The 17664-nt window shown below is 71.2% G+C and carries 19 protein-coding genes; 11 read left to right on the forward strand and 8 right to left on the reverse strand.

Features of this window, described 5'->3' with window-relative positions; genetic code table 11:
* A partial coding sequence (locus IEZ19_RS20855) for a maltotransferase domain-containing protein (protein WP_189312758.1) occupies positions 1–572 on the reverse strand: 572 nt, incomplete at its 3' end.
* A 69-nt stretch (positions 573–641) separates the two neighbouring features.
* Positions 642–941, reverse strand: coding sequence for a DUF5133 domain-containing protein (locus tag IEZ19_RS20860; protein ID WP_189312759.1), 300 nt, complete (start codon positions 939–941; stop codon positions 642–644).
* 349 nt (positions 942–1290) lie between these two features.
* Between IEZ19_RS20860 and IEZ19_RS20865 the strand changes: the two genes are divergently transcribed.
* Together IEZ19_RS20865 and glgX are read left to right on the forward strand one after the other, a co-directional pair.
* On the forward strand, positions 1291–1803 hold the full coding sequence (locus IEZ19_RS20865; RefSeq protein WP_189312760.1) for a pep a2: 513 nt from the start codon (positions 1291–1293) through the stop codon (positions 1801–1803).
* Positions 1804–1826: 23 nt separating this feature from the next.
* The gene (gene glgX / locus IEZ19_RS20870) at positions 1827–3947 is read left to right on the forward strand and encodes a glycogen debranching protein GlgX (RefSeq protein ID WP_229840506.1); all 2121 of its coding nucleotides are present in this window, start codon (positions 1827–1829) and stop codon (positions 3945–3947) included.
* A 1-nt stretch (position 3948) separates the two neighbouring features.
* Here glgX and IEZ19_RS20875 read toward each other — a convergent pair whose 3' ends face one another.
* Both IEZ19_RS20875 and IEZ19_RS20880 read right to left on the reverse strand, forming a co-directional pair.
* Positions 3949–4752, reverse strand: coding sequence for a VOC family protein (locus tag IEZ19_RS20875; protein WP_189312762.1), 804 nt, complete (start codon positions 4750–4752; stop codon positions 3949–3951).
* 155 nt (positions 4753–4907) lie between these two features.
* Positions 4908–5699 (reverse strand): RNA polymerase sigma factor SigF, encoded by a 792-nt coding sequence (locus IEZ19_RS20880; protein ID WP_189312763.1) that lies wholly within the window; start codon positions 5697–5699, stop codon positions 4908–4910.
* Positions 5700–5912: 213 nt separating this feature from the next.
* Here IEZ19_RS20880 and IEZ19_RS20885 point away from each other — a divergent pair, with 213 nt between their 5' ends.
* The 4 genes from IEZ19_RS20885 to IEZ19_RS20900 all read left to right on the forward strand — a co-directional run bounded on the left by IEZ19_RS20885 (position 5913) and on the right by IEZ19_RS20900 (position 8747).
* Positions 5913–6365: a MarR family winged helix-turn-helix transcriptional regulator gene (locus tag IEZ19_RS20885; protein ID WP_189312764.1), complete on the forward strand. Its 453-nt coding sequence runs from the start codon at positions 5913–5915 to the stop codon at positions 6363–6365.
* Positions 6362–7210: an ABC transporter ATP-binding protein gene (locus IEZ19_RS20890; RefSeq protein WP_189312765.1), complete on the forward strand. Its 849-nt coding sequence runs from the start codon at positions 6362–6364 to the stop codon at positions 7208–7210. Before IEZ19_RS20885 ends, IEZ19_RS20890 begins: the two co-directional genes overlap by 4 nt.
* A complete protein-coding gene (locus IEZ19_RS20895; RefSeq protein ID WP_189312766.1) occupies positions 7170–8036 on the forward strand; it encodes an ABC transporter permease in 867 nt (288 codons plus the stop codon). The genes IEZ19_RS20890 and IEZ19_RS20895 overlap by 41 nt, the downstream gene beginning before the upstream one ends.
* A gap of 189 nt (positions 8037–8225) precedes the next feature.
* On the forward strand, positions 8226–8747 hold the full coding sequence (locus IEZ19_RS20900; RefSeq protein ID WP_189312767.1) for a hypothetical protein: 522 nt from the start codon (positions 8226–8228) through the stop codon (positions 8745–8747).
* 59 nt (positions 8748–8806) lie between these two features.
* On the opposite strand, the gene hemC is transcribed toward IEZ19_RS20900, so the two are convergent.
* From hemC to IEZ19_RS20920, 4 genes are all read right to left on the reverse strand, one after another.
* Positions 8807–9742, reverse strand: a complete 936-nt coding sequence (hemC, locus tag IEZ19_RS20905; RefSeq protein ID WP_189312768.1) for a hydroxymethylbilane synthase — start codon at positions 9740–9742, stop codon at positions 8807–8809.
* 119 nt (positions 9743–9861) lie between these two features.
* Positions 9862–10878 (reverse strand): questin oxidase family protein, encoded by a 1017-nt coding sequence (locus IEZ19_RS20910; RefSeq protein ID WP_189312769.1) that lies wholly within the window; start codon positions 10876–10878, stop codon positions 9862–9864.
* A 276-nt stretch (positions 10879–11154) separates the two neighbouring features.
* Entirely contained in the window at positions 11155–11931 is a 777-nt protein-coding gene (locus IEZ19_RS20915; RefSeq protein ID WP_189312770.1) for an NPP1 family protein, read from the reverse strand.
* A 124-nt stretch (positions 11932–12055) separates the two neighbouring features.
* Entirely contained in the window at positions 12056–13009 is a 954-nt protein-coding gene (locus IEZ19_RS20920) for an ATP-dependent DNA ligase (RefSeq protein ID WP_189312928.1), read from the reverse strand.
* A 234-nt stretch (positions 13010–13243) separates the two neighbouring features.
* Here IEZ19_RS20920 and IEZ19_RS20925 point away from each other — a divergent pair, with 234 nt between their 5' ends.
* The 5 genes from IEZ19_RS20925 (at position 13244) to IEZ19_RS20945 (ending at position 17544) form a co-directional block, all read left to right on the forward strand.
* Positions 13244–13894 (forward strand): GntR family transcriptional regulator, encoded by a 651-nt coding sequence (locus IEZ19_RS20925; protein WP_189312771.1) that lies wholly within the window; start codon positions 13244–13246, stop codon positions 13892–13894.
* 122 nt (positions 13895–14016) lie between these two features.
* Entirely contained in the window at positions 14017–14769 is a 753-nt protein-coding gene (locus IEZ19_RS20930) for a PIG-L deacetylase family protein (RefSeq protein WP_189312772.1), read from the forward strand.
* A complete protein-coding gene (locus IEZ19_RS20935; RefSeq protein WP_189312773.1) occupies positions 14769–15479 on the forward strand; it encodes a 4-carboxy-4-hydroxy-2-oxoadipate aldolase/oxaloacetate decarboxylase in 711 nt (236 codons plus the stop codon). The genes IEZ19_RS20930 and IEZ19_RS20935 overlap by 1 nt, the downstream gene beginning before the upstream one ends.
* Entirely contained in the window at positions 15476–16597 is a 1122-nt protein-coding gene (locus IEZ19_RS20940; protein WP_268248652.1) for a 4-oxalomesaconate tautomerase, read from the forward strand. Before IEZ19_RS20935 ends, IEZ19_RS20940 begins: the two co-directional genes overlap by 4 nt.
* Positions 16594–17544, forward strand: a complete 951-nt coding sequence (locus tag IEZ19_RS20945; RefSeq protein WP_189312774.1) for a catechol 2,3-dioxygenase — start codon at positions 16594–16596, stop codon at positions 17542–17544. Before IEZ19_RS20940 ends, IEZ19_RS20945 begins: the two co-directional genes overlap by 4 nt.
* The last annotated feature ends 120 nt before the right edge of the window (positions 17545–17664 follow it).

The following is a 17664-nucleotide window of genomic DNA, read 5'->3' on the forward strand; positions in this document are numbered from 1 at the left end:
AGCGGCAGCGGTTCGGACGCGGTGACCAGCTCCCGCAGCGGATACCGCCCCAGCACCTCGTCGACGGCGGGGTCCAGCGCGGCCCCGAGCCGGGCCTCGAGGGAGAGCGAGTCGTTGCCCAGCGTGCGCGCTGCCGTCCGCACGAGGGCGCGTTCCGGGCCCTTGGGGACACCGGCGGCCGCCCGCTCGTACAGTTCGGCGCCTTCCTCGAGAACCAGGCCGGTGTCGATCCCGGCCGGGACCTTGATGCGCGCGTGGTGCCGCCAGGTTGCCAGCGGATCGTTCCACGCCTCCACCACGTAACTCCACAGGCCCGGCGCGTCCGGCGTCACCTCGGCGCCCCAGCGGTCGCTGCCCGGCGCCAGTTCGCGCATCGGTGTCCACGGGCCGGGGCGGCCCTCGGGATCGCGCAGCACGACGTTGGCGCCGGCGGCGTCATGGCCTTCCCGGAAGACGGTCGCGGTGACCTGGAAGGTCTCCCCGGTGACCGCCTTCGCAGGGCGCTTGCCGCACTCCACGGCCGGCCGGACGTCGCGGACCGGGATTCGGCCGATGACCGGCGTCGAACTCATGGGTCTCACCTCCGCCGTGCGCGAAGCCGGGCCCGCGGCCCGGCTCGGAATGGATGGGGAGCCGGAAGGTCAGTGCCTTCCCGCCGTGGAATGCCGCTCCGCAGGGGGAGCCCGCCGCACCGCGCTGCCGCGGTGCGGTCGTCCGCCCTGCTCATGCACATGGCCGCCCATGTTGCCGCGCAGATAGCGCTCGGCGGCGTCCGCGGCCTCGCGTGCACAGCGCTTCCCCATCAGCACGCACAGGGTGTATCCCGAGTCCTCGAAGGTGGCGCGCACGCCCCGGTCGGACGGCGAGGCGAGCGTCGCGCGTTCCCACGCCCGGTAGCGCCGCAACTGCCGGGCCACTTCGGCCTTAGCGGGTAGCAGCATGACCCTGTTCACCCTCCGACGCTCTCGACTGGGCGCGCTTCCCGACGGTCGGGTGGATTCCGGGCAGGAAGGGGCACGGATCCGTTACGGCGATCGAGGCATTTCACTCATGGTGCATGTGTCGCAACTCGGCGTCTTGTTAGTTCTTCAACCATCTCGGCCGGCATCTTGAGACGCGGGGCACTCACCGGTTCGCGACATGCCTGAAGTGCTCGTGTTGCACGAATGGCGTAGTGACCCCACTGTGGATCTGACTCAGAAGCGATCAGTGCTCGACGCTCCGTGATCGGGGCACAGCCCGCGGGGGCGAACAACGAGCGAGAACTTCGCCGGTGAGGAGCAAGCGACGATGAAGACCGCAGTGCCCTGCTACTACCACCTGGACGTGGAAGTCAGCCCGGAACGGGTGGGACAGGTCAGCCGCATCCTGGCCGCCCACCTCCGCTACTGGGACCTCGAGAACCTCGTGGTCCCCGTGTGCAGCGGCGCCGAACTGCTGCTGCGCGCGATCTACGAACATGCCACGGACAAGCACACCTCGATCGAGATGTGGTGGAACGGCCAGCATCTGATCACCGCCGTGGGCGACGACGACCGGGACCTGCGTCCCGACCAGGATCTGCGCGGCTGCCTGGCCCACATCGCCGCCATGAGCGACGGCTGGGGCTGCTGTGCCCCGGACACCGGCAGCAAGATCATCTGGTTCTCGCAGCGGGCCCGCTCCGGCGAACGCGTCCCGCTGGTGCCGACGGCGCCCGCACCCAGCCTGCGCCAGGTCCGCCAAGTGCCGCGCGAGGAGCCGGTCGCCGCACTGGCCGCCTCGAACGGTGCGCCCGACGTCGCCCTGGAGGACGCCCGGTGACGGCGCGTCCCTATCGGAAAGGGGTGCCCGTATGGAGCGGGCGCCCTTACCCGTTGGGTGCGGCCTTCGACGGCCAGGGCACCAATTTCGCCCTGTTCAGCGAGGTCGCCGAGCATGTCGACCTGGTCCTCGTCGACGACGCGGGCGCCGAGAACCGGGTCCCGCTGACCGAGGTCGACGGCTTCGTCTGGCACGGCTATCTGCCGGGCGTCGGCCCCGGTCAGCGCTATGGCTACCGGGTGCACGGCCCCTGGGACCCGAGCGTCGGCCACCGCTGCAATCCGGCGAAGCTGTTGCTGGATCCGTACGCGCGAGCCGTCGACGGCCAGATCGACAACCACGCCGCGCTGTACGAGCGCACCCCCGGCGGCCCCTCCCCGGCCGACAGCGCCGGGCACTCCATGCTCGGCGTGGTGACCGACCCGTACTTCGACTGGGGCGACGACCGGCCACCTGGACGGCCGTACGCGGAGACCGTGATCTACGAGGCCCACGTACGCGGTCTGACCCGCACCCACCCGGACGTCCCGGAGCGGCTACGCGGCACCTACGCCGCCCTCGCCCATCCCTCCGTGATCGAGCACCTGACCTCACTCGGTGTGACGGCGGTGGAGCTGATGCCGGTGCACCAGTTCGCGCAGGACGGCGTGCTCCGGGACCGCGGGCTGTCCAACTACTGGGGCTACAACACGATCGGCTTCTTCGCCCCGCACAACGCCTACGCCGCGTTCGGCAGCCGCGGCCAGCAGGTCGACGAGTTCAAGGCGATGGTGAAGGCGCTCCACGCGGCCGGCCTCGAGGTCATCCTCGACGTGGTCTACAACCACACGGCCGAGGGCAACGAGAACGGCCCCACACTCTCCTTCCGCGGCATCGACAACGCCTCCTACTACCGCCTCGTGGACGGCGACTGGGCGCACTACTACGACACCACCGGCACCGGCAACAGCCTGCTGATGCGGCACCCGTACGTGCTCCAGCTGATCATGGACTCGCTGCGGTACTGGGTCACCGAGATGCACGTCGACGGCTTCCGCTTCGATCTCGCGGCCACGCTGGCGCGGCAGTTCCACGAGGTGGACCGGCTCTCGGCGTTCTTCGACCTGATCCAGCAGGACCCGGTCATCAGCCGCGTCAAGCTCATCGCCGAACCCTGGGACGTGGGGGAGGGCGGCTACCAGGTCGGCAACTTCCCGCCGCTGTGGTCGGAGTGGAACGGCCGGTACCGCGACGCCGTCCGGGACTTCTGGCGGGCCGAACCCGGCTCACTCGGCGAGTTCGCCTCCCGGCTCACCGGCTCCTCGGACCTGTACCAGCGCAGCAGGCGCCGACCACGTGCCAGCGTCAACTTCGTGACCGCGCACGACGGTTTCACCCTGCGCGACCTCGTCTCGTACAACGACAAGCACAACGAGGCCAACGGCGAGGGCAACCGGGACGGCGAGAGCGTCAACCGGGCCTGGAACTGCGGCGCCGAGGGCGTGACCCACGACCCCGCCGTCCTCGAACTGCGCGCCCGCCAGCAGCGCAACCTGCTGGCCACCCTGCTGCTGTCGCAGGGCATCCCGATGCTCTGCCACGGCGACGAACTCGGCCGCACCCAGCGCGGCAACAACAACGCCTACTGCCAGGACAACGAGGTCTCCTGGATCGACTGGGCGCTGACCGACGAGCAGCGCGCCCTGGCCGGCTTCACCCGGTACGTCATCGGCCTGCGCGCCGCCCACCCCGTGCTGCGCCGGCGCCGTTTCTTCCGCGGCGAGACGGTCACCCATGTCGACCAGCCGCTGCCCGACCTGGTGTGGCTGCTGCCCGACGCCCGTGAGATGGCAGGCCGGGACTGGCAGCGCGCCGACGCGCACTCGGTGGGCGTGTTCCTCAACGGCGACGCCATCGCCGAACGCGACCCGTACGGGCGGCGCGTGGTCGACGACTCGTTCCTGCTGCTGCTCAACAGCTACTGGGAACCGGTCGACTTCCGGCTGCCGACCGAGAGTTACGGCGAGCACTGGACCACCCTCGTCGACACCGCCGATCCCGAGGGCATCCCGGACGAGCGGGAGCGCAAGGCCGGAACCAGGCTGCGCGTCGAGGCCCGCAGCCTGGTGCTGCTGTCCCGGCCGTCCCGGACCGCCGCCCGGTAGGTCAGCGCTCGCGCCGGGAGGTCACCGTGAACTGCGCGCCGTCCGGGTCGCGCAGGATCGCCTCGGCAGCGTCCTCCCTGAGGACGCTGCCGCCGTGTTTCTCCGAGGCTCGCGCGCAGGCCTCGACGTCGGTCACCGCGAAATGGACCTGCCAGTGCGGCCGTACCGAAGGATCGGGAGCCGACTCCACCGCGCCCGAGTCGATGCGCGCCACGATGTCGCCCTGGCTGCGCAGGACGACCTCGCCGCCCTCGTACTCCACCTCGCAGCAGCCCTGCACGCCCGAGGCCCAGTCGAGGATCTCGCCGTAGAAGAGAGCCGCGTCGAAGGCGTCGCGCGTGTGCAGGCTGATGAAGGTCGGGGCCGCCCGCCGCCACGCCTCCCAGTTGCCGACCAGCTCCCCCTCCCAGATCCCGAAGGTGGCGCCGTCCCGGTCCGCGAGCAGGGCGGCACGCCCGGGCGGGAAGGACAGCGGGCCGACGGCCGTCGTACCACCGCGCTCCCGGGCCCGGGACACGGCCTCGTCGGCGTCCGGCACCGCGAAGTACGGCGTCCACGCCACGGCCATCTGCCACATGGCGGCGACGGCCGCGACCCCCGCGACCGGCACGCTGTTCGCCAGCGCGATCCGGAAGTGGTCGCCCAGCTTGACGCTGCGCCATCGCCAGCCGAGGACGGCCGTGTAGAAGTCCTCAGTGGTCTGCAGGTCACGGCTGGTGAGACTCACCCAGCACGGGGAGCCGAAGACGGAGTGCGTGGAGACGACGTCCTTCGCACCGCGGGGGAGGGTCGGGTCGTGATTCATGGCAGTCGCGTCCTGGTGTCGGAGAACGGTGCCCCCCGTCTTCCACCAGTGTCCAACCGGAACCGGCTACCGTGCCCGTCGAGGGCTGACCACGTCGGAGTGAATCTCAGTTCGACCCGGCTCGCATGGCTTGCATCGGCCTGCTTCAGCGTGCTTCAGCTCGCCTCGGCGAGCACCTCCTCCCGCAGCCGGTCGCAGCAGCCGCTGAGCAGCCGCGAGACGTGCATCTGCGAGATGCCCAGCTGGTGGGCGATCCGGCTCTGCGTCATGCCCCGGAAGAACCGCAGGTAGAGGATGGTGCGCTCGCGCTCCGGCAGCGCCAGCAGACAGGGCCGTACGGCGGCTCGGTCGACCACCAGGTCGTAACCGGGGTCGGGTCCGCCGAGCAGGTCACCGAGCGGGTGACCGTCGACGCCGGTGGTCTCCGCGTCCAGGGACAGCGCGGTGAAGCACTCCAGGGCCTCCAGGCCGGCACGGACCTCCGCCTCCGTCAGGCCGGTGTGGGCGGCGATCTCGTCCGCGGTCGGCTCCCGGCCCGGCGTGGCCGGCGCGAGTTCGCGGGTGGCGACGCGGACCCGGTTGCGCAGTTCCTGGACCCGGCGCGGCACGTGCAGGGTCCACATGTGGTCGCGGAAGTGGCGCTTGATCTCGCCGGTGACGGTGGGGACGGCGTACGCCTCGAAGGCGCGGCCGCGCGCCGGGTCGTAGTGGTCGACGGCCTTCACGAGGCCCAGCGCGGCCACCTGGTACAGGTCCTCCAGCGCCTCCCCGCGCCCGCGGAACCGTACGGCGATCCGCTCGGCCATGGGCAGCCAGGCCTGGACCAGCTCGTCGCGGAGTTCCTTGCGCTCGGGGCCGTCCGGCAGCCCGGCGAGGCGGTCGAACGCCTCGGCCGTGTCGGGGGCGTCGTCGTGCGGATGCGGACTCGTTCTGCCGGCGATGGCCATCGTGCGCACCTTCCTCAGCAGGTGGCGTGCGGGCAGCCTTCCGAGGCACTGAGGTGCGAATTCCCGGGGCCGGATCCGTCAAAACAATTCGCCCGAAATAGTGACTTTTCGAAGTCGGTCGACCCGCTCCTGGTGCTGCTTTGACTGTTCCTTGGGGAGAAATACCTCTGTAGCAGAGGTAATCTTCTTGATGTGGAACAGAATGAGCCGAAAATGCCGGAGACCCTCCCCCAGGAGCTGGCCGACGCCCTCGTCGGCATCCAGCGCCTGGTCCGCCGGCGGCTGCGCAGCGGGATGACCATGCCCCGGATGCGGGGCGCCGAGGTGGAGCTGCTCCGCCTGGTCGAGAACCGGCCCGGCATCGGCATCTCGGACGCCGCCAGGGAGCTGCACCTGGCCGGCAACTCCGTGTCGACCCTGGTCAACCAGCTGGCCAAGGACGGCTTTCTGATCCGCGAGACCGACCCGGCCGACCGCCGCGCCGCACGACTGCGGCTCACCGACGCGGCCAGCGAGCGGCTGCGTGACTGGCAGCGGCGCCGCGCGGCCCTGATCGGCCGCAACGTGTCCCGGCTCGACGGGACCGACCGCGAGGCGCTGCGAGCCGCGCTCCCCGCGCTGCGCAGGCTGGCCGACACCCTGCACGAGGAGGCCGAGGAATCATGACGGGCGACACCGTCGAGGCGGTCAGCTGCACCCAGCTCGCCTACGCCTTCGGCGAGACCAGGGCGGTCGACGGCCTCGACCTGTCCGTACGCGAGGGCGAGGTCTTCGGGCTGCTCGGCCCCAACGGCGCCGGCAAGACCACGGCCATCCGCTGCATCACCACGCTGCTGCCGGTCCCCTCGGGCATGGTCCGCGTCTTCGGTCACGACACCGCCCGCGACCGCATGGCCGTGCGCCGGCTGCTCGGCTACGTCCCGCAGCAGCTGTCCGCCGACAGCGGCCTCACCGGCCGCGAGAACGTGGCCCTCTTCGCCCGCGTCTTCGACGTCGCGCGCCGCGAGCGCGCCGCCCGTGTCGCGCAGGCCCTCGCCGCCGTCGGTCTCACGGACGCGGCCGACCGGCTGGCGGGCACCTACTCCGGCGGTATGGTCCGCCGGCTGGAGCTGGCGCAGGCCCTGGTCAGCGCCCCCCGGCTGCTGATCCTCGACGAGCCGACCATCGGCCTCGACCCGATCGCCCGTACCGGCGTGTGGGAGCACATCAACGCCGTCCGCGCCGCCACCGGCATGACCGTCCTGGTCACCACCCACTACATGGACGAGGCCGACCAGTACTGCGACCGGGTGGCTCTGATGGCCCGCGGCCGTATCCACAGCCTCGGCACCCCGGCCGAACTGCGCCAGGGGCTCGGTGAACGCCGCCGAGCCGCGGGCACCGGGGCCACGGACACGCTGCCCACGCTGGAGGACGTCTTCCGCGATGTCGCGGGCAGCGGCCTCGACGACCAGTCAGGAGATTTCCGCGATGTCCGAAGCACCCGCCGCACCGCCAAGCGCGTCGGCTGACCGCGCCGGCCTGCCCGGCGGCGCCGCGAGCCTGCTGGTGCGTCCGCCCCAGCCCCGCGCGGGATGGCGGCTGCTGCCCGCCCGGGTCGCCGCGATGTGCGCCGTCGAACTGCAGAAGCTGCGCCACGACCGCACCGAGCTGTACACCCGCGCGGTCCAGCCCGCCCTGTGGCTGCTGATCTTCGGCCAGACCTTCACCCGGATCCGGGCCATACCCACCGGCGGCATCCCGTACATCGACTATCTGGCGCCCGGCATCATCGCCCAGTCCGCGATGTTCATCGCCATCTTCTACGGCATCCAGATCATCTGGGAACGCGACGCGGGCATCCTCAACAAGCTGCTCGTCACTCCGACGCCGCGCTCTGCGCTGATCACCGGCAAGGCCTTCGCGGCCGGGCTCAAGTCCCTGGTCCAGGCCGTCGTCGTCATCGTCATCGCGGCCATCCTCGGCGTCGCGCTCACCTGGAACCCCCTGAAGCTGCTCGGCGTCGCGGTGGCCGTGGTCCTCGCCGCCGCGTTCTTCTCCTGCCTCTCGATGACCATCGCCGGCATCGTGCTCAGCCGCGACCGGCTCATGGGCTTCGGGCAGGCGATCACCATGCCGTTGTTCTTCGGCTCCAACGCCCTCTACCCGGTCTCCGTCATGCCCGGCTGGCTCCAGGCGGTCAGCAAGGTCAACCCGCTCAGCTATCAGGTCGACGCTCTGCGCGGCCTGCTCCTCGGCACGCCCGCGCACCTCGCCACCGACTTCGCCGTCCTCGTCGTGGCGGCCCTCCTGGGCATCGCCGCGGCCTCCTCGCTCCTCGGCCGGCTCGCCCGCTGATCTTGCCGGGAACGTGATGTGCGGCACGTGGGTGAACTCCGGGCGTGGCGCAAGGAACGGATTCCTGCTGCGCAGCGCTTGATCACTGATCAAAGCGGGCGAATGCCCTGGCCATGGCGCATTCTGCTCATTTGACAGTGCGCTGAGCACACAGATAGACAGCAGCTCTCCGAGGTCGAGAGGGGCACTGTGTACGAGCCGAACGTGGTCGGGGACTGGCAGGAGTACGACGAGCATGCCGGTCTGCGTGTCCGCGTCCACCGTCTGGCAGCGGCCGAGCCCCCGCGTGGACGCGACGACGCGGCCGTCGGACTGACGTACTTCAGTGTCCGGGTGACCATCGAGAACCGCGGCGGCCGCCACTTCGGCGTGCAGCTGGAGGACGGCCAGATCGACGTGCGCGTCGGCCCCGACGGGGAGGGCGCGTTCATCGACTGGCGCAACTCCCAGTTCATCGAGGGCTTCGACGTCTACCCGCTGCGCCGGGTCACCGCCGTGCTGTACGCGGCGGGACTGGAGGCGGCCCTCACCCAGGTGGATGTCCAGGTGCACCTGCGCGTCGACGAGGAGTGGACCGAGCGCCGACTGTGGACGGGCGGGGTCGGACTGGCCGAGGAGCCGGTCGCGGCAACCGCCGGCGCCTGCCAGGGCGGCGTGGCCCACCAGGTGATCGCGTTCCTGAAGGACCAGGCGGAGCCGGGCAGCGCCTGACGGCGGCCGGCCGGGCGAGCGGTCCGGCCGTCGTCGTTCCGGCGTCCGGGCCGGCGGTGTCAGTGCGCGATGCCGTCGATGATCTCGCGGGCGCCCTGCCGCAGCAGGGCCACCGCGACCGAGGTGCCCAGCGTGGCGGGGTCGAGCCGGCCCGCCCACTCGTGCGCGTTCAGCCGGGTCTTGCCGTCCGGGGTGAACACGCAGGCCCGCAGGGAGAGTTCACCACCGCGGTCGACACGCGCGAAACCGGCGATCGGGCTGTTGCAGTGTCCCTGCAGGACATGCAGGAACATGCGCTCCGCGGCCGCCTCCCGGTAGGTGTCCGGGTCGCCGAGCCCGCTGACGGCGTCGATCAGCTCGCTGTCACCCTCACGGCACTGCAGGGCGAGGATGCCCGCGCCGATCGGCGGCACCATCGTCTCCGGTGACAGCACCTCGCTGATCACGTCGCGCCGGCCGATCCGCTCCAGACCGGAGACCGCCAGCAGCAGCGCGTCCGCCTCGCCGTCCGCGAGCTTCGCCAGCCGACGGTTGGCGTTGCCGCGGAACGGCACGCACCGCAGATGCGGATGCGTGGCGGCCAGCTGCGCGATCCGGCGCACCGACGAGGTGCCGATCCGGGTGCCGGCCGGAAGCTCGTCGAGAGTGAGCCCACCCGGGTGGACGAGGGCGTCGCGGATGTCGTCCCGCTTCAGGAACGCCGCGAACACCGTGCCTGCGGGCAGCGGCCGGTCGGCGGGCACGTCCTTCACACAGTGCACGGCGAGGTCGGCCTCCCCGGCCAGCAGGGCGGCGTCCACCTCCTTGGTGAACGCCCCCTTCCCCTCGACCTGCGCCAGGTCCCCCAGCCACTTGTCACCGGTCGTCCTCACCGGTACGACCTCGGTGCGCACCCCCGGGTGCAGCACCGCCAACTCGTCCCGGACCCGCTCCACTTGGGCGAGTGCCATGGGGGAGTCACGGGAGACGATACGAATGAGTTCCGGCACGGACATGGGGGACACGATAGACCCTCCGGTAAACGGTCCGTACCGAACGCCCGCATTGCTCCGGCCGGGCCCGAGCGCCGGTGGAGTCCTGACCCGGTGTGTCTCACAAGGACGGGCCGCCTGGTTCAGAACAGCGGAACGCTGAGTTCCACGGCACGCAGAGCCGCTGCCAGGGCCCGTTCGCCGCCGACGTCCAGTGCCGTGTCCGTGAGTTTGACGACGTGTTCGTCGCCGTGCGCCAGGGCGCGCTCCAGGACCTCCTCGGCGGTGAGGCGCCCGGGCGGTGCGTAGTCGACGGGTTCGGCCGGGGCGTACATCGCGGTGACCGCCGCGGACGCCGTCCAGGCCGCGTGCAGGCTCGGTGCCCACAGGTGCCGTGGCAGCGCGTCCAGACAGCGGAGCACGGCGTTGGGGGCCGTCGCCGCGTGGACGAGCATGGTCTCCTCCCCGTGACCGTGGGTGGCGTAGCGGTGGGTCGCGGCCCGTACCAGCTCCGCGAGCCGGTCGCGCGCCTCGTCGGGGTCGGTCACCTCGCCCGCCCACACCGGGAGGCCGCGCACGGCGGCCAGGCGGGCCGGGAAGCCCGGCTCCTCGGCGGTGATCGGTGGGACCGCGTCCAGGGTGTCGGCGGCGGTTGTCGCACCCGGGAGCTGAGCAATCTCGGCCACCGGGTGGTGGCGGGTCGCCCAGTAGCCCAGCCCGTGCGCCAGTTCGGTACGGCGCGGCTCGTTCTCGCCCGCGGACAGCGCCCGTACGGCATGGCCCACCCGGATGACGGGGTGCGTGGAGCCGCCGTACAGACCGGGCAGGAGCCGTGGCCACCACTCGGCCAGGACGCTCCGCCACGGCCGCTCGCGCACGGCGTGTGCGAAGTGGTCGATCCAGTCCGCGGCCCGGCGCGGATCGCCCAGTGCCTCGGCCCAGTCGGCGTCGGTGACGGGGGCCACCGGCGCCGGGAAGTCCTCCAGCCTGGGGGCGTAGCGGTCCAGCCAGCGGTGCACGGAGCCCGCCTGCCCGTGCGCCGCGAGTGCCTCGACCACCATGGGGGCGTGATTGGTGAGCCTGCCGAGGCGTTCCGGTCCCGATCCGTGCAGCCGTTCCAGCGCTTCTTCGAGCCGTCCGCTCGCATCGATCGTGTCCATGCACGGCACGCTAGGCGGCGCCGCGCCGTCCCGGATCCGGCGCGGGAGGGAACCCGGGCCGGACCGAGGTCGTACGTCCGTGGTCGCAGGTCCTGAGAGTCATCACGTAATTCACGTGACGTCCGATGGTTGGGCAGAACGCGTGCGGAAGACCCTCGCCGCGCCCAGCGCGGCGAGGACCTTCCGCCGGGAGACTCCGCCCGCCGCGCCACCCACCACTGCCGCGCTCCGGGAACGAGCGGACCGGCGATCGGTGGCGGGGCAGATCCGCCGGGCTCAGGCGTCCGGGTCGAACGGTATGCCCGACGGCTTCGCGGAGGAGAGGTGCGAGGCGAACGCGCTGTCCTTCAGGCCGAAGTTGGCGCTGCCGAAGTCGTACGAGCTCAACTTGTCACGCAGGCCCGCCGGGTAGCCGTTCCAGCCGATCAGCGGCGGGTACTGCCAGGTGCCCTTGTGGTTCTCCGGCGGCTCGTCGCCCGAGTTGGCCAGCCGGAAGCAGTGTGTGCCGACACCGTCCTTGTGGTAGACGATCTTCGCGTGCGTGCCCTCGAAACGGACCTCGGACACCGGATGCACGGTGAACGAACCGTGGTTGGAGGTCGAGACGTACTGGATCTGGTTGTTCTGCACCCACACCACGACGTGTTCCCAGTCGTGCCGGTGCCCGCCGAGGCTGATGCCGGGGATCGCCTGGTCCTTCTCGAAGTAGAGGCCGTACAGGTAGGCGCACCAGCCGTTGTTGCACTTGTAGCGCGAGTAGCTGTTGGTGTTGTCCAGGTCGGAGGCGTCGCGGCAGTTGCCGTTCAGGGCGCCCGTCGGGTTGAGGCCGGGGTTGATGCTGCCGTCCAAGCCGATGGCAGGCGTCGGGTAGCAGCCGTCCGTGTCGTAGTCGAAGGCGGGCTGGTATGTCGTCTCGACGGCCTCGGCGTTGCCGGGCAGCGCCGGGGGCGGGGCAGCGAAGGCGACGGCGGGGAAGGCGATGACGAGAGCGGCGGCAGCGGCGAGTCCGGTGAGCCATCTCCGGGACCGGATGCGGAACGTCCGTGACGGCACAGAATCCTCCAACGGCTGTGGGGGGTAAGGGAGTTCAGGATCCCCAGCGCACCTGCCGCTGCCAAGACGTCACGGGCGTCCCAGTGGTGAAGCCCCGCCCAACAGTTGGCTCTGGGCCCCGGCCTCACAGGAGGTCGTCGGGCAGGTCGGCCGCCGACTCCTCGGGCGTGAGGTCCGGGCGCAGCCTCAGCCACGACGGCTGGCGCAGCAGTCCCGCCCGGGTACGGGTGCTGTAGCTGACCTCGCCGACCAGCCGGGGCAGCACCCAGTGCGCGCCGGAGACCTCCGGCACCGGATCGAAGGGGCAGGCGCCGGTCTCCGCCGCCCGCAGCAGCGCGGCGAGTTCGGCGCGCTCGGCCTCGCTCCAGCCGGTGCCCACCCCGCCGACGTACCGCAGCCGCCCGGCGGCACGCTGGCCCACCAGGACGGCGCCGGGCAGACCGGAGAGCCGCCCCTTGCCGGGTAGCCAGCCGCCCACGACAACGTCCTCGCTGTGCAGGTTCCGGATCTTGATCCAGGCGCGGGAGCGCACCCCCGGCTCGTACACCGAGTCGAGCCGCTTGCACACCAGGCCCTCGAGGCCGTGCTCCCGGGTGGCCCGCAGCGCCTCGGCTCCGTGCCCGACGACCGCACCCGGCGTCGACCAGTACGGCCCGTCGAGCCCCAGCTCCTCGAGCCGCCCCCGGCGCCGGGTGTAGGGCGTCCTGAGCAGGGAGTCACCGAGGTGCAGCACGTCGAACAGCACGAGATGGACGGGGACCTGGGCGGCCCGGCGCGCCGCCCGGGCCGGTGCGTGGGCCAGGCCCATACGGCTCTGCAGCAACTGGAAGTCGGCACGCCCCCGTTCGTCCAGGGCCAGTACTTCGCCGTCCAGGATCGCGGGGGTCGGGCCCAGGGCGCCGCCCAGCGGCCGGAGTTCAGGATAGGCGCCGGTGATGTCCTCCCCGGAGCGGGCGCGCAGCAGGACACTGCCGTCGCCGGGCAGGTACACCATCGCCCGCTGGCCGTCCTGTTTGGTCTCGTACGCCCACCGGGCGTCCTGGGCGCTCGGCGGCAGCGTGCCGGGCGTGGCGAGCATCGGCGGGATCAGCGGCAGGTTCTCGGCGGTCACGGCAGTAGGTGTCGACCGCACCCGGCCCCCTCACTCGCCTTCGGCCACCGGTTCCCCTGAAGAGCGGCGTGCCGCTCCGCGGGACGAAGGCCTCTCGCCGGGCCCTGCCGGAGACAGTGCGAGCAATACGGCGGACAAAATTGTTGACAATGTTGTTGGGCTAGATTTACCGTCGACAAGCACTCACTCAGGGAGGGCACGATGCCGAACGAAGCCCGTCCGAGCACCGGGGAGCAGGCCAAGCAGCACGCGTTCACGCTGCTGCGGCAGGCGATCCTGCACGGCGAGATGGCCCCGGCCCAGCGGCTGGTGGAGAACGAACTCGCCGAGCAGTTCGGTGTGACGCGGGCCAGCATCCGCGCGGCGCTGATAGATCTGGAGGCGCAGGGACTGGTCGAGCGGATCCGCAACCGCGGCTCGCGGGTACGGGTGGTGACCGTGGAGGAAGCGGTCGCGATCACGGAGTGCCGCATGGTCCTGGAAGGACTGTGCGCGGCGAAGGCGGCCGTCGCGGCGAGCGACGAGCAGCTGACCGAACTCGCAGACCTCGGGGCGGCCATGGTCAAGGCCGTCACGGACGGCGAGCCGGTCACGTACTCCGAGCTCAACCACGCACTGCACGACCGGGTCCGGGAGATCTCCGGCCAGCGCACCGCCGTGGAGCTGCTGGAGCGGCTGAACGCCCAACTGGTGCGGCATCGCTTCCAGCTGGCGCTGAGGCCGGGGCGTCCGCAGCAGTCCCTGAGCGAGCATCTGGCGATGATCGAAGCGATCGTGGCCAGGGACCCGCAGGCGGCCGAAGCGGCTGTCCGCGCCCACCTCACCAGCGTCATCGACGCGTTGCGCGACTGACGCGCCGCACGTCGGGCGCGGGGGCGGGCACCCAACTGTCCACCACGGCGAATCGGCCCACGGGGCGCTGTCCACACCGGCACGCCCTGGGCGATCCGCCTGAAAGAGGAGTGAGTTCTGCCATGACCGACGCCAACGAGCCCGGTGCCCGACCACGGTCCACCCTGGTCGTCACCGCACACGCCGGGGACTTCGTGTGGCGGGCGGGCGGTGCCATCGCCCTGGCCGCCTCCCGAGGTGAGAAGGTCACCATCGCGTGCCTGACCTTCGGTGAGCGCGGCGAGTCCGCGAAGGCGTGGCGCGAGGGCAGGAACCTCGAGGAGATCAAGGCGATACGCCGCGACGAGGCCGAGCGCGCCGCTGCCACCCTCGGCGCCGAGGTCCGCTTCTTCGACGCCGGCGACTATCCGCTCGTCGCCACCCCCGAGCTGACGGACCGACTGGTCGCCGTCTACCGTGAGACCCAGCCCGACGTCGTCCTCACCCACCCGACCGAGGACCCGTACAACGGCGACCACCCGGCCGCCAACCGCATGGCGCTGGAGGCCCGTGTCCTCGCGCAGGCCATCGGCTACCCGGGCGAGGGCGAGATCATCGGTGCCCCGCCGGTCTTCTACTTCGAGCCGCACCAGCCGGAGATGAGCGGCTTCAAGCCCGAGGTGCTCCTCGACATCACCGACGTCTGGGACACCAAGCGCAAGGCCATGGAGTGCCTCGCCGCCCAGCAGCACCTGTGGGACTACTACACCGACCTCGCGGTGCGCCGCGGTGTGCAGCTGAAGCGGAACGCCGGCCCGAACCTGGGTCTCGCCCACAAGACCATGGCCGAGGCCTACATGCGTCCCTACCCGGAGATCGCGAAGGAGCTGTCGTAATGGGCGGCGTCATCGTCACCAACCCCCCGAAGGCGGCGGCCGGGGACGTCGAGGCGCTCGGCGGCTTCGGTGTGGCCACCATCAGCGAGGCCATGGGCCGCACCGGCCTGCTCGGCCCGGAGATCCGTCCGATCCAGCAGGGCGTACGGATGGCCGGCACCGCCGTCACCGTGCTCAGCTGGCCCGGCGACAACCTGATGATCCACGCCGCGGTCGAGCAGTGCGGCGAGGGCGACATCCTGGTCGTCACCACCACCTCCCCGTCGACCGACGGCATGTTCGGCGAGCTGTTCGCCACCGCGCTGAAGAAGCGCGGTGTGCGCGGCCTGATCATCAACGCCGGTATCCGCGACACGCAGGAACTGCGCGACATGGACTTCCCGGCCTGGTCCCGTGCGGTCAGCGCGCAGGGCACGGTGAAGGCGACCGGCGGCTCGGTCAACGTCCCCGTCGCGATCGACGGCCAGGTCATCCGCCCCGGTGACGTGATCGTCGCCGACGACGACGGCGTGGTCGTGGTGCCCCGCGAGCGGGCCCGCGCCGCCGCCGACGCCTCCCAGGCCCGGGAGGACAAGGAGGCCAAGGCCCGGTCCGCCTTCCTGGAGGGCCAGCTGGGCCTGGACCGCTATGGACTGCGTGACACCCTCGAGCGCCTCGGTGTCGAGTACCAGACCTACGAGGAGTACGCGGGCGAGGGGGCCGGATCGTGAGCCGGGGGCCCGAGGAGGTGCCCTGCCTGCTGATGCGGGGCGGCACCTCCAAGGGTGCCTACTTCCTGGCCGAGGATCTGCCGGCGGACCCCGCCGAGCGCGACGGGCTGCTGCTGCGGATCATGGGCAGCCCGGACGACCGGCAGATCGACGGCCTCGGCGGCGCCCACCCGCTCACCAGCAAGGTCGCCGTGATCTCCCCGTCCTCGGACCCGAAGGCGGACGTCGACTACCTGTTCCTGCAGGTCGTCGTCGACCGGCCGGAGGTCTCCGACCGGCAGAACTGCGGCAACATCCTGGCCGGCGTCGGCCCGTTCGCCGTCGAGCGCGGACTGGTCGAGCCCGGTGACGAGCGCACCTCGGTCCGGATCCGGATGGTCAACACCGGCGACTACGCGACCGCCACCTTCCCCACCCCGGGCGGGCGCGTCGACTACACCGGCGACGCCGAGATCTCGGGCGTCCCCGGCACCGCCGCCGCGGTGGTCATCGAGTTCCCGCCGAGCGCGAAGCCGCTGCTGCCCACCGGCAACGTCCGCGATGTCATCGACGGCGTCGAGGTCACCTGCGTGGACAACGGCATGCCCACCGTCCTGATCCCCGCCACGGCACTGAACGTCACCGGCTACGAGAACCCCAGGGACCTGGAGGAGGACCTGGCCCTCGCCGACCGGCTGCGCGATATCCGCCTGGCCGCGGGGCCCCTGATGGGACTCGGCGACGTCTCCGCCGCCACCGTCCCCAAGCTGACGCTGCTCGCGGCCCCCCGCGACGGGGGCGCGGTCACCACCCGCACCTTCATACCCGTGCGCTGCCACACCTCCATCGGCGTCCTAGGCGCGGCCAGTGTCGCCGCCGGACTCCAGGTCGAGGGCAGCGTCGCCGACGGGCTGACCCGGCTCATCGGCGAAAACGGGCAAGGTGACCGAATTCGCATTGAACATCCCACCGGATTCCTCGATATCGAAAGTAGTCTCGACGGCGGCACCAGCGGTCCGCCCTCCGCCCGACGCACCGCCGTGGTGCGTACGGCGCGCAAGATCTTCGACGGCATCGTCTTCCCGAGGTCTGCCGAGACGGCTCCGATTCCCGCACAACCCTCTGGAGGTCATCGATGACTCCGCCCCTCGGCGACATCGCGCACATCGGGCACGCCCAGCTCTTCACCCCGGACCTGGACGCCAGCGTCGCCTTCTTCACGGACTACCTGGGCCTCACAGTCAACGGGCAGGACGGCGACACCGTCTACCTGCGCACCTTCGACGACTACGAGCACCACAGCCTGGTTCTCACCGCCCGTGAGCAGCCCGGCCTCGGCCGGCTCGCCCTGCGCACCTCCAGCGAGGAGGCCCTCCAGCGCCGTATCAAGGCGATCGAGGAGGCGGGCGGCACCGGACGCTGGGTCGAGGACGAGCCCGGCCTCGGCAAGCTCTACGTGACCACCGACCCCGACGGCCACGAGCACGCCCTGTACTGGGAGAGCGAGTACTACCAGGCCCCCGACGAGCTGAAGGCCGCGCTGAAGAACCAGCCGCAGGCCAAGCCCAACCGGGGCGTGGGCGTACGGCGCCTGGACCATGTCAACTTCCTCGCCGCCGACGTCCTGGCGAACGCCGAGTTCCAGCAGAACGTGCTGGGCGCCCGGCCCACCGAGCAGATCCGCCTCGACACGGGGAAGATCGCCGCCCGCTGGCTGACCTTCACCGACAAGTCGTACGACGTCGTCTACACGTCCGACTGGACCGGTTCGGCCGGCCGGCTGCACCACATCGCCTTCGCCACCGACACCCGCGAGGACGTCCTGCGCGCCGCCGATCTCGCCATCGACACCGGCGTGTTCATCGAGACCGGCCCGCACAAGCACGCCATCCAGCAGACGTTCTTCCTCTACGTCTACGAGCCGGGCGGCAACCGTATCGAGCTGTGCAACCCGCTCACCCGCCTCGTGCTGGCCCCCGACTGGCCGCTGATCACCTGGACAGAGGCGGAGCGTGCCAAGGGGCAGGCCTGGGGACTGAAGACCATCGAGTCCTTCCACACCCACGGGACACCACCGGTCGGCTGAACCCGACGCCATTCTTGGTCACTTGGGGGGGGTAGGCGACGCACCGCTGTGCGGCGCCCACCCCTCTTTTCACCTGCGCGTTTCCCGAGCTGTGGGGCAGGCCGACCCGCAACTGGATTG

This window comes from Streptomyces brasiliensis (assembly GCF_014647875.1).
In the GTDB taxonomy this organism is placed as follows: domain Bacteria; phylum Actinomycetota; class Actinomycetes; order Streptomycetales; family Streptomycetaceae; genus Streptomyces; species Streptomyces brasiliensis.

What these genes read in the sequence shown, in the direction of transcription:
- IEZ19_RS20860 (WP_189312759.1), bottom strand. Translation starts at nt 941, where the DNA reads ATGCTGCTACCCGCTAAGGCCGAAGTGGCCCGGCAGTTGCGGCGCTAC.
- IEZ19_RS20865 (WP_189312760.1), top strand. Translation starts at nt 1,291, where the DNA reads ATGAAGACCGCAGTGCCCTGCTACTACCACCTGGACGTGGAAGTCAGC.
- IEZ19_RS20875 (WP_189312762.1), bottom strand. Translation starts at nt 4,752, where the DNA reads ATGAATCACGACCCGACCCTCCCCCGCGGTGCGAAGGACGTCGTCTCC.
- IEZ19_RS20880 (WP_189312763.1), bottom strand. Translation starts at nt 5,699, where the DNA reads ATGGCCATCGCCGGCAGAACGAGTCCGCATCCGCACGACGACGCCCCC.
- IEZ19_RS20885 (WP_189312764.1), top strand. Translation starts at nt 5,913, where the DNA reads ATGCCGGAGACCCTCCCCCAGGAGCTGGCCGACGCCCTCGTCGGCATC.
- IEZ19_RS20890 (WP_189312765.1), top strand. Translation starts at nt 6,362, where the DNA reads ATGACGGGCGACACCGTCGAGGCGGTCAGCTGCACCCAGCTCGCCTAC.
- IEZ19_RS20895 (WP_189312766.1), top strand. Translation starts at nt 7,170, where the DNA reads ATGTCCGAAGCACCCGCCGCACCGCCAAGCGCGTCGGCTGACCGCGCC.
- hemC (WP_189312768.1), bottom strand. Translation starts at nt 9,742, where the DNA reads ATGTCCGTGCCGGAACTCATTCGTATCGTCTCCCGTGACTCCCCCATG.
- IEZ19_RS20910 (WP_189312769.1), bottom strand. Translation starts at nt 10,878, where the DNA reads ATGGACACGATCGATGCGAGCGGACGGCTCGAAGAAGCGCTGGAACGG.
- IEZ19_RS20920 (WP_189312928.1), bottom strand. Translation starts at nt 13,009, where the DNA reads ATGCTCGCCACGCCCGGCACGCTGCCGCCGAGCGCCCAGGACGCCCGG.
- IEZ19_RS20925 (WP_189312771.1), top strand. Translation starts at nt 13,244, where the DNA reads ATGCCGAACGAAGCCCGTCCGAGCACCGGGGAGCAGGCCAAGCAGCAC.
- IEZ19_RS20930 (WP_189312772.1), top strand. Translation starts at nt 14,017, where the DNA reads ATGACCGACGCCAACGAGCCCGGTGCCCGACCACGGTCCACCCTGGTC.
- IEZ19_RS20935 (WP_189312773.1), top strand. Translation starts at nt 14,769, where the DNA reads ATGGGCGGCGTCATCGTCACCAACCCCCCGAAGGCGGCGGCCGGGGAC.
- IEZ19_RS20945 (WP_189312774.1), top strand. Translation starts at nt 16,594, where the DNA reads ATGACTCCGCCCCTCGGCGACATCGCGCACATCGGGCACGCCCAGCTC.